At 61.7% G+C, this 15,446-nt stretch carries 15 protein-coding genes; 6 read left to right on the top strand and 9 right to left on the bottom strand.

What is annotated here, in order from left to right; genetic code table 11:
• Positions 1 to 43: 43 nt before the first annotated feature.
• The gene (locus AC1Q5O_RS01355; RefSeq protein WP_492561657.1) at positions 44 to 1,402 is read right to left on the bottom strand and encodes an esterase-like activity of phytase family protein; all 1,359 of its coding nucleotides are present in this window, start codon (positions 1,400 to 1,402) and stop codon (positions 44 to 46) included.
• A 107-nt stretch (positions 1,403 to 1,509) separates the two neighbouring features.
• Positions 1,510 to 2,109, bottom strand: coding sequence for a TetR/AcrR family transcriptional regulator (locus AC1Q5O_RS01350; protein ID WP_492561656.1), 600 nt, complete (start codon positions 2,107 to 2,109; stop codon positions 1,510 to 1,512).
• Positions 2,110 to 2,208: 99 nt separating this feature from the next.
• On the opposite strand from AC1Q5O_RS01350, the gene AC1Q5O_RS01345 reads away from it, so the two are divergent.
• Together AC1Q5O_RS01345 and AC1Q5O_RS01340 are read left to right on the top strand one after the other, a co-directional pair.
• Positions 2,209 to 3,135: an oxidoreductase gene (locus AC1Q5O_RS01345; protein ID WP_492561655.1), complete on the top strand. Its 927-nt coding sequence runs from the start codon at positions 2,209 to 2,211 to the stop codon at positions 3,133 to 3,135.
• A gap of 70 nt (positions 3,136 to 3,205) precedes the next feature.
• A complete protein-coding gene (locus AC1Q5O_RS01340; RefSeq protein ID WP_492561654.1) occupies positions 3,206 to 3,670 on the top strand; it encodes a GNAT family N-acetyltransferase in 465 nt (154 codons plus the stop codon).
• On the opposite strand, the gene AC1Q5O_RS01335 is transcribed toward AC1Q5O_RS01340, so the two are convergent.
• From AC1Q5O_RS01335 to AC1Q5O_RS01325, 3 genes are all read right to left on the bottom strand, one after another.
• A complete protein-coding gene (locus AC1Q5O_RS01335; RefSeq protein ID WP_464662951.1) occupies positions 3,667 to 4,926 on the bottom strand; it encodes an RNA polymerase sigma factor in 1,260 nt (419 codons plus the stop codon). The genes AC1Q5O_RS01340 and AC1Q5O_RS01335 overlap by 4 nt on opposite strands.
• Positions 4,927 to 4,979: 53 nt before the next feature.
• Positions 4,980 to 5,390 (bottom strand): YciI family protein, encoded by a 411-nt coding sequence (locus tag AC1Q5O_RS01330; RefSeq protein WP_464662950.1) that lies wholly within the window; start codon positions 5,388 to 5,390, stop codon positions 4,980 to 4,982.
• 137 nt (positions 5,391 to 5,527) lie between these two features.
• Positions 5,528 to 6,676: a citrate synthase gene (locus AC1Q5O_RS01325; RefSeq protein ID WP_492561653.1), complete on the bottom strand. Its 1,149-nt coding sequence runs from the start codon at positions 6,674 to 6,676 to the stop codon at positions 5,528 to 5,530.
• 87 nt (positions 6,677 to 6,763) lie between these two features.
• Between AC1Q5O_RS01325 and AC1Q5O_RS01320 the strand changes: the two genes are divergently transcribed.
• Together AC1Q5O_RS01320 and AC1Q5O_RS01315 are read left to right on the top strand one after the other, a co-directional pair.
• Positions 6,764 to 7,855 (top strand): citrate synthase/methylcitrate synthase, encoded by a 1,092-nt coding sequence (locus tag AC1Q5O_RS01320; RefSeq protein ID WP_492561651.1) that lies wholly within the window; start codon positions 6,764 to 6,766, stop codon positions 7,853 to 7,855.
• A 217-nt stretch (positions 7,856 to 8,072) separates the two neighbouring features.
• The gene (locus tag AC1Q5O_RS01315; RefSeq protein WP_492561650.1) at positions 8,073 to 8,489 is read left to right on the top strand and encodes a UCP034077 family protein; all 417 of its coding nucleotides are present in this window, start codon (positions 8,073 to 8,075) and stop codon (positions 8,487 to 8,489) included.
• 72 nt (positions 8,490 to 8,561) lie between these two features.
• Here AC1Q5O_RS01315 and AC1Q5O_RS01310 read toward each other — a convergent pair whose 3' ends face one another.
• Together AC1Q5O_RS01310 and gnd are read right to left on the bottom strand one after the other, a co-directional pair.
• Complete coding sequence (locus AC1Q5O_RS01310; protein WP_492561649.1) at positions 8,562 to 9,557, bottom strand: OmpA family protein; 996 nt, start codon at positions 9,555 to 9,557, stop codon at positions 8,562 to 8,564.
• 336 nt (positions 9,558 to 9,893) lie between these two features.
• A complete protein-coding gene (gnd, locus tag AC1Q5O_RS01305; RefSeq protein WP_492561648.1) occupies positions 9,894 to 10,916 on the bottom strand; it encodes a phosphogluconate dehydrogenase (NAD(+)-dependent, decarboxylating) in 1,023 nt (340 codons plus the stop codon).
• Positions 10,917 to 11,249: 333 nt separating this feature from the next.
• Between gnd and AC1Q5O_RS01300 the strand changes: the two genes are divergently transcribed.
• On the top strand, positions 11,250 to 12,284 hold the full coding sequence (locus tag AC1Q5O_RS01300; protein ID WP_464662944.1) for a calcium:cation antiporter: 1,035 nt from the start codon (positions 11,250 to 11,252) through the stop codon (positions 12,282 to 12,284).
• Here AC1Q5O_RS01300 and AC1Q5O_RS01295 read toward each other — a convergent pair.
• Complete coding sequence (locus tag AC1Q5O_RS01295; protein WP_492563056.1) at positions 12,274 to 13,173, bottom strand: LysR family transcriptional regulator; 900 nt, start codon at positions 13,171 to 13,173, stop codon at positions 12,274 to 12,276. The genes AC1Q5O_RS01300 and AC1Q5O_RS01295 overlap by 11 nt on opposite strands.
• 175 nt (positions 13,174 to 13,348) lie before the next feature.
• On the opposite strand from AC1Q5O_RS01295, the gene AC1Q5O_RS01290 reads away from it, so the two are divergent.
• Positions 13,349 to 14,557, top strand: a complete 1,209-nt coding sequence (locus AC1Q5O_RS01290; protein WP_492561647.1) for an MFS transporter — start codon at positions 13,349 to 13,351, stop codon at positions 14,555 to 14,557.
• Between the two features lie 51 nt (positions 14,558 to 14,608).
• On the opposite strand, the gene AC1Q5O_RS01285 is transcribed toward AC1Q5O_RS01290, so the two are convergent.
• Positions 14,609 to 15,361, bottom strand: coding sequence for a polysaccharide deacetylase family protein (locus AC1Q5O_RS01285; protein WP_492561646.1), 753 nt, complete (start codon positions 15,359 to 15,361; stop codon positions 14,609 to 14,611).
• Positions 15,362 to 15,446: the final 85 nt, after the last annotated feature.

Below are 15,446 nucleotides of genomic sequence, written 5' to 3'. Positions count from 1 at the left end.
TCTCAAAAAGAGACGGGGCGGCTTGCGCCGCCCCGTATCCGGTTCAGCGTGCCTTGAGGAATTCGCCGACTTCCAGCAGGACGAATTCATTGTCATCGGCTTTGTCGACGGCACGTCCGGCCGAGAATGGCAGGTTGTTGTCGTTGCCGACGATGATGTGGCCGGCATCGACGACGTCGACATTCTCGATGGTGACGAACGGCATGTCGTAAAAGCCCTCGCCGCCGCCCTGGCGCTTCCTGTTGTCAGGATCAGCAATGTTGAGAAGATCGATGTAGCCGATCTTGCGCACGGCAGCGCCCACATTCTGGTCGGTCATTTCGATCTTGTAGATGCGCTTGACCTTGGACGGTACATCGAAACAATCGGGCTTGGGCGTCTTCGGGTCGGCACACGCCTTTGCCGCGGTGCCCGCACCATTGTCGCGTTCGATCACCAGCGCCGTCGTGTCGTCGATCATGTTGAAATCGCCGATCGCCTCGCCGCCCGGTGCCAGCGGATAGAGCCAGCTGCGGCCGGTCCAGTTCTTCGATGCGACATCGAATTCGATGACGCGCAGCGCCGGCTGGCCGTCAACCTTTTCCACCACGCCGTCATCGCCGAACAGCGGGCCTTCGAGCAGGCCGTAGAGTTTCTTGCCGTCCTTTGACTGCGCCAGCCCTTCGAAGCCGCCGGAACGCTTGAGGTTGAATGCCGGGTTCTTCAGCGTCGGATTGGCCGGCAGGGTGATGGCCGGATTGTCCGGCGAACGGACGGCGCGATCACCGACCTTGGTGGCGACGACGTCGGTGACCTTGCCGTCGCGGGTCACCTTGACGAGATAAGGGCCGAACTCTTCGCCGATCCAGAAGCCATCGGCGACAGGCTGGATCGATTCGACATCGAGATCACTGCCGGTGAGATAGCGGGTATCGCTGCCTTCCATGACGATCGGGAACGGGATTTTCTTGTCCGGATCGCGCAGGAACACGGTTTCCTTGCGCTCGACCGTGCCTTTGTCCCAATCGAAAGCGAGGTGATGCAGCATGAGCATGGCATCGGGCGAATTCAGCTTGGTGCCGAAGCCGTTATCGGAGAGCGACCAGTAGGTGCCGTCACCGACCGCCTTGATACCGGAAAAGCCCTGCACCGGCTGGCCATCGAACGGCAGACCAAGGCCGGTCAGCCGCACGCCGTCCTTGCCGGGAACGGTCGCCAGACCTTCCGCCCGCTTGCGGTCGGCGGTGGTGAACTTGCCCGAGGTCTTCAGGTGTTTCGGCGCATCATCCGGTGCCTTGATGATCGTGTTGGCCGGCAGGATGGCATGGGAGACGAGTTTCGCCTTGAATTCCTGATCCGCGGCCAGGGCCGAGGCAGGAACCAGAAAGGAAGCGCAGAGCAGAGCGGCAAAGAGGGGTCGCATGGGGTTCACCTGAGGTTCGAGTGCGTGGATCGAGCCCGCAGGATTAGGTGCCGTGCATCTCTGCCGTTTGACTGTTCCGTGAAGTTTTGGTGACGCTGCCGGATTGGTCAGGTGGCGATTTCGGTTCGCAAACCGTGAAATGCCTCTTGCAGATAGTCCGCCAGAGGACGTCGCCCCTGCTCGGCGCTCCACGTTTCCGCGGCCAGCCGCAGCGCGCCGACGCTGACCATGGCCACCAGCCGCAGGCCCGCCCGCCTCTCCGGCTCCGGCCAGCGCTCACTCAACGCGTCGAACAGCATCTGCTCCTTGCGCTGATAATTGGCTTGCTTGCGGGCACACAAAGCCTCAGTCGAGCGCAACAGGCCGTCGATGGCGATCGCCTGTTTGGTTTCGTAGCTGGCTATGACCTTGAGAAAGGCGTTGCGGACGACATCGAGCGGCGCTTCATCAAGAGGCTCGTCTGCAATGGCCGTCCGGAATGCTTCATCGGTGCTGCTTTCGAACGCGTTGACGACCTCTTCCTTGGAGCTGAAATAATGGAAAAACGTCCGGCGTGAAATATCAGCGGCCGCCGCGATGGCATCCAGCGTCGTGGCCTCGAAACCGTCTTTCAGGAACAGGCGCAGTCCCGCCTCGGCGATACGCTGGCGTGTCTCGCGCCGCTTGCGCGCCCGCAATCCTTCCTGGGTTGATAGGGTGTCCGTCATGTCTGTCTCCGGCACATCTTATGACAAATAATTGCCCTACTTGCAAATTTGCACTGAGTGCATATTTTATGACCACGATCATCAACGCGAGTACGCATCATGGCAGACTGGACTTTTTCGGATATTCCCTCACAGCGTGGCCGCTCCGTCATTGTCACCGGCACGGGCGGCCTCGGCTACGAGACAGCGCTTGCCCTCGCCCGCGCGGGCGGCGCGATCATTCTCGCCGGGCGCAATGCGGCCAAGGGGGCAACTTCCGTCGCACGGATCAAGGCTGCCATCCCCGGCGCGGACGTCCGTTTCGAGGAACTCGACCTTGCCAGCCTCGCATCGGTGCGCTCGTTCAGCGACCGCATGCGGGAGCAGCGCCAGAGCCTTGACCTGCTGATCAACAATGCTGGCGTGATGGCACCGCCCACCCGGCAGGCGACGAGCGACGGCTTTGAGTTGCAGTTCGGTACGAACTATCTCGGTCATTTCGCTCTCACGGCACATTTGCTGCCCCTGCTGATCAGAGGGGACCGGCCGCGCGTGGTCAATCTGAGCAGCCTTGCCCATCGCCGCGGCAAAATTCATTTCGACGATCTGCAATGGCAAAAGACCTACAAGCCGTGGCCGGCCTACTCCCAGTCGAAACTGGCAATGCTGATGTTCTCGTTCGAGTTGCAACGCCGCAGCGATACCGCCGGCTGGGGCCTGATGAGCAATGCGGCACACCCCGGCTTTGCCCGTACCGAACTTGTTTCCAATGGCCCCGGCGCAAACGGGCTCCTATCCAGGGTCAGCATGCTGATGCAACCCTTTGCCAGCCATTCCGCTGCCGACGGTTCGCTGCCGACGCTGTTCGCCGCCACCTCTCCTGCCGCAACCGGCAGCGGCTACTACGGCCCGAACTGGTTCCATGAGATGAAGGGACCGCCAGAACCGGCCAAGGTCATGCCGCAGGCCAAAGATACCGCCGTGGCGGCGAAGCTGTGGGATATGTCGGAGCATCTGACAGGGGTTGGATTTGATACTGTGGAATGAGATGTATTAAAGCTGATTGCCAACGCGTGGTGCGTGGTTCGTGCAATCTTTTTCAGGTGGGAGACCAGTGTTGACCGAACCCCTCATCCGCAAGGCCACAAGCGCCGATCTCCCCGCCATTGTCGCGCTTCTGGCCGATGATCCGCTCGGCAGCCAGCGCGAGGTGATCTCCGATCCGGTCGATCGGCGTTATCGCTCAGCCTTTGCCGCCATCGACAGCGACCCGAACCAGCTTCTGGTCGTGGCGGCAGACGTAGGACTTGTCGTCGGCTGCGCCCAGATCACCTTCATCCCCGGCTTATCACGCTCCGGCATGTGGCGCGGGCAGATCGAAAGCGTGCGGATTGCCGAAACGCACCGGCGCGGCGGGCTTGGCCGCCGCATGTTTGAATGGGCCATCGACGCTTGCCGCGAACGCCAGTGCGGGCTGGTGCAGCTTACCACCGACAAGACGCGGCCCGACGCGGCGCGTTTCTACGAAGCGCTGGGATTTGTCGCCAGCCATGAGGGCATGAAGCTCGCATTGCAGCGCTAGGCACAGGAAGCCGCGCGCTCCAGGAGGATTGTGCGCTCGCGGGCATTGCGCGTGAGACTTGCGGCCCGCTCGAACTCAGCCCGCGCTTCATCCGGCCGTTTGAGTTTCAGCAGGAGATCGCCGCGAATGCTTGGCAGCAGGTGATAAGCCTGCAGGGACGGCTCGCCCGTCAGCTGGTCAATGAGGTCGAGCCCGGCTTGCGGACCGAAAGCCATGGAAAGCGCTACCGCCCGATTGAGCTCGACAACAGGCGATGGCATGAGCTTTGCCAGCTGCTCATAGAGCGCGGCGATCCGGACCCAGTCGGTTTCCTCGGCGGTTCGCGCCCGTGCATGGCAGGCGGCGATGGCCGCCTGCAGGCCATAGGGGCCGTAGACGGTGCCCAGACGTTCGGCCCGCTCCAGCGCCGCCAACCCGCGCCGGATCAGCAGATGGTCCCAGTGCGCGCGGTTCTGGTCGAACAGCAGGACCGGTTCGCCCGACGGCCCGACCCGCGCGGCAAAGCGCGAGGCCTGAATTTCCATAAGGGCGATCAACCCGTGCACCTCCGGTTCATCCGGCATCAGATCAGCAAGAATCCGCCCGAGCCGCATGGCTTCCTGTGCCAGTTGCGGCCTGATCCAGTCATCTCCCGCGGTGGCCGAATAGCCCTCGTTGAAAATCAGGTAAAGCACGGCAAGCACCGAGGCGAGACGCTCCGTGCGGTCCTTGCCGCGCGGCACCTCGAAGGGAATATTCGCCTCCGACAGCGTGCGCTTGGCCCGGACGATGCGCTGGGCAACGGTGGCTTCAGGGGTCAGGAAGGCGCGGGCGATCTCTTCCGTCGTCAGCCCGCCAATCATGCGCAGCGTCAGCGCCGTGCGCGCCTCGGCCGATAGCACGGGGTGGCAGGCGGTGAAGATGAGGCTGAGCATGTCGTCGCCGATGTCGTCGTCCAGTGCCGTATCGAAATCCGGCATGGCGGCCTGTTCGATTTCCGCGTCATAGCCCAACTGCCCGTGCTTGCGCTTCAGCATCTTGGTGCGGCGGAAGTGATCGATGGCCCGGCGTTTGCCGGTGACCATCAGCCATGCGGCGGGATTGCGCGGGATGCCCTCCGACGGCCAGTGGCGCAGTGCGGCGATCAGCGCCTCCTGCGCCAGTTCTTCGGCGAGCCCGACATCCCTGACAATGCGCGCAAGCCCGGCAATAATCCGGGCCTGCTCGATTTTCCACACGGTTTCGATGGCACGATGGGTTTCGGCGGCGGTCGTCATAAGGGCCGATCACATCACCTTCGAGGCCGTCGCGCAAGATCGCGGCGCGTGGCTTACTTGTTCTGGCCGGCGCCCATATCGCGAAAGCGGTCGATGGCTTCGAATTCGCCGAAATCTTCGAGTTCGAACATCTGCCGGATTTCGATCTCGCCACTGTCCGGATGCGGGTTGGGAAACCGGTTGGCCCATTCAATCGCCTCCTCGCGCGTCTTCACCTGAATGATGGTGTAGCCCGCCACCAGTTCCTTGGCTTCGGCGAACGGCCCGTCGATCACGGTCCGCTTGCCGCCGGAATACCGGATTTTCCAGCCCTTTGCAGTGGGTTGAAGGCCATTGGCGTCCAGCAGCGCCCCGGCTTTCGCCAGCTGCTCGTGATAATCGGCCATGGCGCTGAAGAGTTCCTCCGGCGGCATGACACCGGCTTCCGAATCTTTCGTTGCCTTCACCAGAATCATGAATCGCATTGTCGTTTCTCCTTCGGTTCGGATGCCGGGCGGCCGGATGGTCCGGTCGTTGGTAAACCCTCGCTCCGATGACACGACGCGCGGGATTTACCGGTATCGACATATCGCCTGAATTTTTTCATGGGCGATAGCCGGGTTCAGGACAGGGACAAGGGCGGGCCGGTGTAACGGGCACGCGGGCGGATCAGCTGGTTCATCGACTGTTGTTCCAGAATATGCGCAATCCAGCCGACGGAGCGGGCAATGGCGAAGAGAATGACGGGTGCCGACGGAGGCAAACCAAAGCCATCGGTCATGGCGGCGAGAGCAAAATCAATGTTGGGCTGCTCGCCGGTCAGCATCTCTGCCGTTTCGCGAATCTGCCGATAGATGGCGCCCGGTTCGAACTGTGCCAGCAGCGCCGCGGCGCGCCGGTCACCATGGGGATAGAGCGGGTGCCCGAAGGCCGGGATGGCCCTGCCCTGGGCCAGCAGTTCGCGTAGCGCAAAACCTGCGCCGGTGGCCTGTGCGGTCCGGACCAGCGCCTGCACGCTGAGATAGGCCTCGCCATGCAGTGGCCCGGTCAGCGCGGCAAGACCGGCGAGCATGCCGGCCGACAGCGGCGCTCCGGTCGAGGCGGCGACGCGGGCCGCAAAGGTCGAGGCATTGAGCTCATGATCGGCCAGCAGAACCAGCGCCCGGCGGATGCAGTCTTCCGCTTCCGGCGCATTCCAGGCATGGGCCAGTCGGATGTGAACGGCGTGATTGGCGGCGCTGCCTGTGCCAAGCATCGCCGCAACGACGTCCGCAAAGACACCGGATGCCTCGGCAACCAGCACGGCACGCGAACGGCCATGGGCCGGCAGGTCCGTTGCGGCACGCCGGGCAAGGACAATCATGGCTGCCTCCAGCGGGCGGTCGGGCCTGGGCATATCATGGGCGGAAGGCGATGCGGTGATTTCCTCCGCTTCCCACAACAGCGCTGCAACTTGTTCAAGTGTCGACGTGGCGGCCAATGCGGATGCATCCCTGCCGCGATACCACAAGCGCCCGTCGGCAATGGTCGAGATGCTCGACGGCAGGACCGGATCACCCCAGCCGATGGCCTCGGCGGCGACATTGGCCACCGTGCGCCGCCCGGCCTTGCGACCGGCGAGGCGTTTCACATCCTCGCTCTTGTAAAGGCTGCGGCGCGGGTCCTGCGGATCGGGCTTGGCCTGAATCCGTCCCCGGCTGACATTGGCGTAAAGGGTCTGCGGCTGGACGCCAAGGGCCGCCAGAGCCTGCGATGCCGTCAACCACGCCATGGAACCTCACATTGATCATTTACGTCAAGATTGACGTCAATCATAGCGCACCTCATCCTGTGGCGGAAACAAAAACTGGAGTTTGCCATGAAAAACGGTCTTGATGATGTTGTCGCCACGGAAACCACGCTGTCGGATGTTGACGGGCTTGGAGGCATATTGATCATTCGCGGCCGGTCGCTGGATGAATTGGCCGGCGTTGTCTCCTATGAGGAATTGCTGGCGCTACTGCTGTCGGATGCCTTTGACGAAAAGCTCGACGCGGACGGATTGCGCACGCGCATCGGCCTGGCCCGTCAGGAGGTTTTCCGCACGATACCCGATGCTGCCGCGCCCTTGCTCGCACTGCCGGTCACCGATGCGGTGCGCGCACTGACCGCCCAATTCACTGATGGGGATGACCTTGCCACCGCCCTGCGTCTGATCGCGGCTCCCGCCGTGTTCACCCCGGCGGTCATCCGGCTGAAGAACGGCCAGGCACCTGTCGCCCCCGACACCGCGCTCAGCCACGCAGCGGATATATTGCACATGCTGCACGGCCGAACCGTCACACGGCAGGAAGCCGCCGCACTCGATACCTATCTCGTTACGGTCAGTGACCACGGCATGAACGCCTCGACATTCGCGGCTCGGGTGGTGGCGTCCACCCATGCGGGACTGGTGTCCTCCGTGCTGGCTGCATTCGGCGCGCTCAAGGGGCCGCTGCATGGCGGTGCACCGGGGCCGGTTCTCGACATGCTCGACGCCATCGGCACACCGGACAACGCCGAAACCTGGCTGGAAAGAGCACTGGACGACGGCGAGCGGCTGATGGGTTTCGGCCATCGCATCTACCGGGTGCGCGACCCGCGCGCGGATGCATTGATGCAGGCGCTGCGGCGGCTGGCTGGAACGGGCAATCACGGTGCGGGCCGCTTCAAACTGGCGGAGAGCGTCGAAGCGGCGGCATTGCGCATCCTCGCCCGCCGCAAACCCGACCGCCCGCTCAAGACCAATGTGGAATTCTATACGGCACTGCTGCTGGAAACGCTTGGTTTTCCGCGGGACAGCTTTACCAGCGTCTTCGCCATGGGACGGGTCGGCGGCTGGATCGCCCATGCCAGGGAGCAGACCCAACATGGCCGGCTGATTCGCCCGCAATCACGGTACATCGGACCGCGCGCGATCAAGGCCGCATAGGTTTTTCAAAGTAATGTGATGGTGGAAACGGCCGGAAATGGCCATCCACCATCACATGTGCGTGTTTAAACCCGGATATCCCAGACAATACTGCAATTACCCCAGTAATGTTCAACCTTAGATAGTATTTTTACTCACTAAAACGGGCTTTTGGTGGTATTCTGTCGATGGACTCAAGTGCACCGTCTTTGGACCTTCAAAAGGAGCAACTGGGATCATGACACAGCTTCTCAATCGCCTGTCTCTGGCACTCGCCATGACGCTCTCCACCACTCCCTCCGTGATGGCCGGCCCGCTGACCACCATGGATGATGTCGGCAAAGCGCTTCATGCCTGCTGGACTGCGCCGGAGGGTTCACGAAAATCCACCGTGACGCTCCGTTTCAGCTTCAAGCGCGACGGCTCGCTGATCGGCCCGCCGCGAACGGCTGCCATCGATTTTCCGGGCAATGACGCGGCAGCGCGCAAATCTTTCATCGATGCGGCCATTTCCGCCGTCAGGGATTGCACGCCGCTGACATTGTCACCGGAACTTGCCCAGGGCATTGGCGGCCAGGTCTTCACCATGCAGTTTGTTTCGCCTGACGCCTGCGGCGGTGATTGCAACCGGCAAGCCAGCGTGCGGCCAAACTGACCGGCGGCCATGTACGGCAAAAAGGCGGCTCCGTGAGCCGCCTTTCCTGTTCCGGCAAAGAGCATGCCAATACTACTGGCGATGGAGTTCCACCCGGCGGTTCTTGGCCCGTCCAGCTTCGTCGTCATTCGATGCGACAGGCGACTGCAAGCCCTCTCCCTTCGCCTTGAGACGGTTCGCCGAAACACTATAGGTACTGACCAGATCGGCAACAACCGCATCGGCCCGCGCCTTCGACAACTGCATGTTGAAGTCAGCACCGCCAATATTGTCGGTATGGCCAACCACATCGAGTTTCTCGTTCGGCTGATCCTTCAGGAACTTGGCGATTTCATCAAGGCTCGGGCGCGACTCCGGCTTGATTGACGCCTTGTTGAAGTCGAAATGAATACCGTAGAGCAGAACCTTGCCCGCCGTATCGAGGCTCTTGCTGATCTGCGAGGCGGAAACCACGACCATCTGGTCGGTCAGGTTGCCGACCTGAAGCGAGTCGAGGCGGACATAGACCTGGCCCTTGACCGCATCGAATTCCGGCACATAGCCGTCCTCGAATTCGATGACATAGAGCGCAATGTAGGTTTTGACGCCGCCCTCTTCCTTGACGGCCGCCACATAACGCGCCTCGTCCGGGCTGTAGCCGAACAACTGGCCGCCGGGGCCTTTTTCGCCAAAGACATTCTCCAGTTGATAGGTGTCGGCCTGCTTGGCCTGGAACAGGACCTTGTAGCCCGCCGATTGCAGATCGTTCAGGTAGTTGCGGAACACTTCGGCCGAGGAAGGTCCGGCAGGGACGGAATAGACATTCTGCGTGAGGCGGCCTTCCAGTGCTTCCTTGCTGGCAAAATCCGACTTGGCGGAGTCATCCTCGTTCTTGACCCACTTTCCGGTCGGCAGGGTATATTCCGCAAAGTTGCGCGCATCGCACAACATGATCGATGACCCTTCAAAGCGCTTGATACCGGGGAAATCCTGGCAGCCCGGCTTGTCTGCCGCATGGGCCGACGATGCGATGAAAACGGCCATGAACATAAGTGCCGCGAAGACTCCACTGCAGAGTTTCGATGTCATGAGTATCTCCAAAATGATGTGACGCTGTTGCACTGCCGGCCTGAAACCTTGGACAAGCTGCGCTACAGGATTGCTTTATAATAATACAAAAATCATTTAGCAATACACAAAACATATCCCGTTTTCACCATTGAATGATCAACCGCCAGACCAAATCCGGCGATCTACAGGCGTTTGATCACAGTTTTAATACATGCGGGATGCCCGTCTTCCGCCAAGAGAAATGTCTAGACAAATAGCAAAATACAAAAACAATAGTTCGAAATTCCAGCGCAATGTACAGACAGCTCCGCTCCGGCCCCGCAGCGGGACCGGACCAGAGCTGCGCACGGGGCCTCAGGCTTTGGAAGCGGGTTTCTCCACATGGCCGCCAAACTCGCTGCGCATGGCCGACAGCACCTTGTTGGCGAAGTCGGCATTGCCGCGCGAGCTGAAACGCTCCTGCAGCGCCGCGCTGAGAACCGGCGTGGGTACGGCCTCGTCAATGGCGGCGATCGCCGTCCAGCGTCCCTCGCCCGAATCCGAAACACGCCCCTGGAAATTCGACAGGGTCGGATCGTCGTTCAGGGCGTCGGCGGTCAAATCCAGCAGCCAGGAGCTGATCACGCTGCCGCGGCGCCAGACCTCGGCGATCTGCGGCAGGTCGAAACTGTATTGATAGTGCTCGGGATGCAGGAGCGGCGTGGTTTCCGCGTCCACCTCATGCGAACGCAGGCCGATATCCGCATTGCGCAGGATGTTCAGGCCTTCCGCATAGGCCGCCATCAAACCATATTCGATGCCGTTATGGACCATCTTGACGAAGTGGCCCGCACCATTGGCACCGCAATGCAGATAACCGAGCGGCGCCGTACCCTTGCCCGGCGCAGCCACGGCGGGCGCAGCCGGGTCATTGCCACCCGGCGCCAGCGAGGCGAATACGGGCGAGAGATGCGCCACCACATCCTTTTCGCCGCCGATCATCAGGCAATAGCCGCGCTCCAGTCCGAAGACGCCGCCACTGGTGCCGACATCGACATAGTGCAGGCCCTTTGTCTTCAGCTCGCCGCCGCGGCGGATATCGTCGTGATAATAGGAATTGCCGCCATCGATGAGGATATCGCCCGGCTCGAGCAGCGGCACGAGCTTGGCGAGAACGCTGTCGACAACGGCGGCGGGCAGCATCAGCCAGATGGCGCGCGGCTTGGCCAGAAGCGAGACGAACTCCTCCAGTACGACCGTTCCGGCCGCACCCTGTTTTTGCAGGTCCGCCATGCTTTCGGCACGGGTGTCGTGAACCACGAGGGCGTGACCACGCTTCATGAGGCGCTGCGCCATGTTGGCGCCCATGCGCCCTAACCCAATCATGCCAAGCTGCATTTCATTCTCCTTGGAGTGTTTGCAATCCGTCGGGGGAGCCCGCGGGCTCCTCATCGGGAGCAAGTTAGGCAGACAGGACCACGGACACAAGCAAGCGTTGCGTCATAAGCGCGTGATAGCAGCGGCCAGGGCATGGGTGAGTATCCGTTGGCAGAGCGAAATCTTTGATAAAGCGTCAGAAAACGGTAAGATCGCCAATAATTTCCTGTATAGGTTCTGCAAGATGAAATGATACCTCAACCCGATGAAGGAGGGCCGATGATATCCGGATGGATCAGACTGATTGTAGCTTGGGCAACTGTGGGTGCCTTTCTTGTTTTCGGATATGGCTGGATGGCCGATCTGAGTTCGGTGATGAAAGCTTCGTTTCTGTTTGTCTGGCTGTTCGGCGTCATCATCTGGTCGGCCTTCGGCGTCGTGCATGAGGCGGAGGAACTGGCGGAACTGCTGGGCGAACCGCTCGGAACGCTCATTCTCACCCTCTCCATCGTCATCATCGAAGTGGTGCTGATCAGCGCCGTGATGTTGAGTTCGGATGCGCCGACGCTCGGCCGCGACACGATGTTCGCGGTGCTGATGATCGTTTTGAACGGCGTGGTCGGCCTTGGCCTGCTCATCGGCGGGCTGCGTTACGGCCAGCAGGGCTACAATCTGCAGGGCGCGGCATCCTATCTCATCGTCATCATTCCGCTGACGGTCATCCCGCTGATCCTGCCGAACTTCACGGTTTCCACCAGCAATGGCTCCCTCACCGTGGTTCAATCGGTGTTCTTCTCGATCTTCACCATTGCCCTCTATGTGATTTTCCTCGTGCTGCAGACCGGGCGGCACCGCGACTTCTTCGTCTATCCCAAGGGAGACGAGGACGTTCTGCAGGCATCGCCTGAAATCGAAGCGCCCCACGCGAAGCCTGCCGGGTCGATTGGCGGCCACACGCTGCTGCTGATCCTGAACATCCTGCCGATCGTGCTGCTGTCAAAGAGCCTGGCCTCGCTGCTTGACCATGGCATTGCCAGCTTCGGCGCGCCCACCGCACTCGGCGGTTTGCTCATCGCCGCCATTGTCTTCACGCCGGAAGCCATTACCGCGCTTCGCGCCGTTTCCGGCAATGAACTGCAGCGCGCGGTCAATCTGTGCCTGGGTGCGGCAACCTCGACCGTCGGCCTGACCGTGCCGGCCGTGCTTGCCATCAGCCTGTTCACCGGCCAGACCGCCATTCTCGGCCTGTCATCCACCGAAATGACCCTGCTGGCGGTAACGCTGATCCTCAGCACCCTGACCTTTTCCGGCCTGCGCACCACGGTGCTCGAAGGCGCGGTGCATCTGATGATCTTCTTTGTCTATCTCGTGCTGATCTTCAGCCCCTGACCGGCGCAAGATCGAGGTGTTCGGCGACGAAATCGACGAACACCCGCAGCTTGGGCGAGAGATAACGGCTCGACGGCCAGAGCACGCGGAACGTGCCGGAAAACGGGATGAAATCATCGAGAACGCTGACCAGCGTTCCAGCCCGCAGCTCGTCCATTATGGTGAAATCCGGCAGGCAGGCGATGCCAAGCCCCTCCTGCGCCATGTGGATCTGTGGCGCCGACGTGTTGCAGATGAGGGTCGCGGGCAGGTCAAGCTCCACATCCCTGCCATCGCGGGACAGCGGCCAGAGTTGCAATTTTCCGGTGGTCGGATAGCGGTAAAATAGGCAATGATGCCGCGTCAGGTCCTTCGGCACATCTGGTGTTCCCATGCGCGCGAAATAGTCCGGTGATCCGACAAGGCGCTTGCGGAACGAGCCGAGCACCCGGGTCATCAGCCGCGAATCATTCGGCTCGCCGGTGCGCAGGACCGCGTCGAAACCGTCCTCGATCACATCGACCAGCCGGTCGGAGCAGTCAATGTCCAGCTCGATATCGGGATAGGCGCGCATGAAGGCGGAAAGCACCGGCATCATCAACCGGTCCGCAATCGGCATGCTGACACGCAACCTGCCGCGCGGCGCCTCATTGGCCTGCGACAATTCCAGTTCAGCCGCCTCGATCTCGCAGAAAATGCGGCGGCACCGCTCCAGGAACAGCGAGCCTTCGGGCGTCAGCGTGATGCTGCGGGTGCTGCGGTGAAAAAGCCGGGCACCAAGCCGCTCCTCCAGCCGGGCAATGGATTTGCCGATGGCAGAGGGGGAAACGCCGAGGTGGCGGCCGGCGGCCACGAAACTGCGGTATTCGGCGGCCTGCACGAAGGCATTCCACGAGCCCAGATTGTCCATCGACATCACCTCTTCATTGCCGACAAAAATGTCGCTTGTGAAAGGAACTATAGCCTGTTTTTCCGTTTTGCGAAGATGACTAGGTTCGGTTTCCCATCGCAGGTGTGAAGCTTTGCACTGTAAAGGCATCGCCTCTCCGCCTGCCCAACCCCTTACCTATTGACCAGGCAAAGACATGACATCGATCACAACATCGCTGGACGAGGCTCCTCCCGCCTCCTCCTTCCGGCTGCCGTTCAGCGGCCTGCTTGCCCTTGCAGCAGCCGGTTTCATCACCGTCCTCACCGAAGCGCTGCCGGCGGGTCTGCTGCCCCAGATGGGCGCCAGTCTGGCAGTGTCCGAATCGCTGGTGGGCCAGCTCGTCACCATCTACGCTCTCGGCTCCCTCATCGCCGCTATCCCGCTGACCGCAGCCACACGCGGATGGCGGCGCAAGCCACTGCTGCTCAGCGCCATCGGCGGATTTGCCATCGTCAACACGATCACGGCGGTTTCCACCAGCTACACGCTCACGCTCGGCGCCCGGTTCTTTGCGGGCGTCTTTGCCGGGCTGCTCTGGGCGCTGGTTGCGGGTTATGCCGGGCGCATGGTGCCAGACCACATGAAAGGCAAGGCCATGGCCGTCGCCATGCTCGGCGCTCCCGTCGCGCTGTCTCTCGGCGTGCCCGCCGGGACATTTCTGGGCGCGTTTGTCGGCTGGCAATACACGTTCGGCATCATGAGCGGGCTGACGGTGCTGCTGGTCGGCTGGACCATCTGGAAATTGCCGGATTTTCCCGGCCAGGAAGCGGGCAGGCAATTGCCGATCTCCGGCGTCTTCGCCATTCCGGGCGTCAAGGCCGTGCTGTTTGTCACGCTCACCTATGTGGTGGCCCATAACGTGCTCTATACCTACATCGCGCCGTTTCTGGTTCCCGCCGGGCTCGCCGGAAGCATCGACAAGGTGCTGTTCGTCTTTGGCCTGTCTGCCATCCTCGGCACCTGGATGATCGGCCTGATGATCGACCGCTGGCTGCGTGAACTGACGCTGATCTGCATCGCTGCCTTTGCCGTGGCGGCCGTGCTCCTGGCCATCTGGTCCGCCAACAGCACGATGGTCTATCTCAGCTTCGCCATCTGGGGTGTGACCTATGGCGGCGTGCCGACCCTGTTCCAGACCGCATCGGCCAAAACCGCGGGCGATGCGGCGGATGTCGCACAATCGATGATCGTCACCGTCTGGAACATCGGCATTGCCGGCGGCGGCATCATCGGCGGCTTCCTCCTGGAAACAACCGGCGTCACCTCGTTCTCATGGGTGCTGCTGGTACTGCTCGCCCTGGCCTTCATCGCCGCCGTCCGGGCACGAAGCCACGGCTTTCCGGCTGCAGTAACAGCGGCATAAATAAGATTGTGAGAAAGCAAAACCGGCGGCGGTGTTTCGCTGCCGGTCTGATCAGACCCCGGAGCGCACCGGCTGGTCGGAAGCCGTCACGTCCTGCAGGCGCACGAAGCGAAAACCCTTTTGCTGCAGGGCCAAAACGCCTTTGGCAACACCGGCACCGGCCACACGGCCCGGCTGGTTGATATGGGCGATGATGACATCGCCATCCTTGGCAGCGGCAATGCGCTTTTCCACCAGCCCGGCCATCAGCGAGGCGCCCATATCGGCATTGAGCGAGTAACCGGCCACCCGGTAGCCCATCTCATGGATGATGCGGATACCGTTTTCGCTGTAGCGGGCGGTCGCATCGCGATACCAGACCGGCTTGGCGACGGAGGCCTTCAGCATAGCGTCGACACCGCCCTGGATTTCACTGCGGATGGCGGCTTCCGAGCCTGCCGTCTTCAACCCGAACATGGTGGGCTGGTTGTCGATGGCGGGGATGTGGTTGAAGCCGTGATTTTCCAGTTCGAACAGGTCGGGATGCGCCTTCATGACCGCAAGCGCCTCGGCATTGTGCCGCATCCAGCGGGCGGTGACGAAGATCGTTGCCGGGATGCGGTTTTCGATCAGCGTATTGAGAATGCGCAGGTCCGTCTGCCCGGAACAGGCATCCAGCGTCAGGGCCACCTGCGGCGCCGCGGCGCCGCCCTTGGCAATATAAAGCTTCGGCTCGACGAATGGCGCCGGATGATCCCCGGCCGTTGCGATCCCCGCAGGCGTGACGAGAAGAAGAGCAGCGATGATGGCAGAAGCTGAGCGCACGGTGTTTACCAATCTTGAGAATTGCCCGCAGATACACGCGCAGATCACGTCCAAAATGCGGCACCGGCCCTGCCAGCAGGGCCGA

The sequence above is a fragment of the Phyllobacterium sp. MT110 genome (assembly GCF_058792715.1).
Note: the sequence above shows the minus strand (reverse complement) of the source record. Positions and strands in the feature narration are given on the sequence as shown.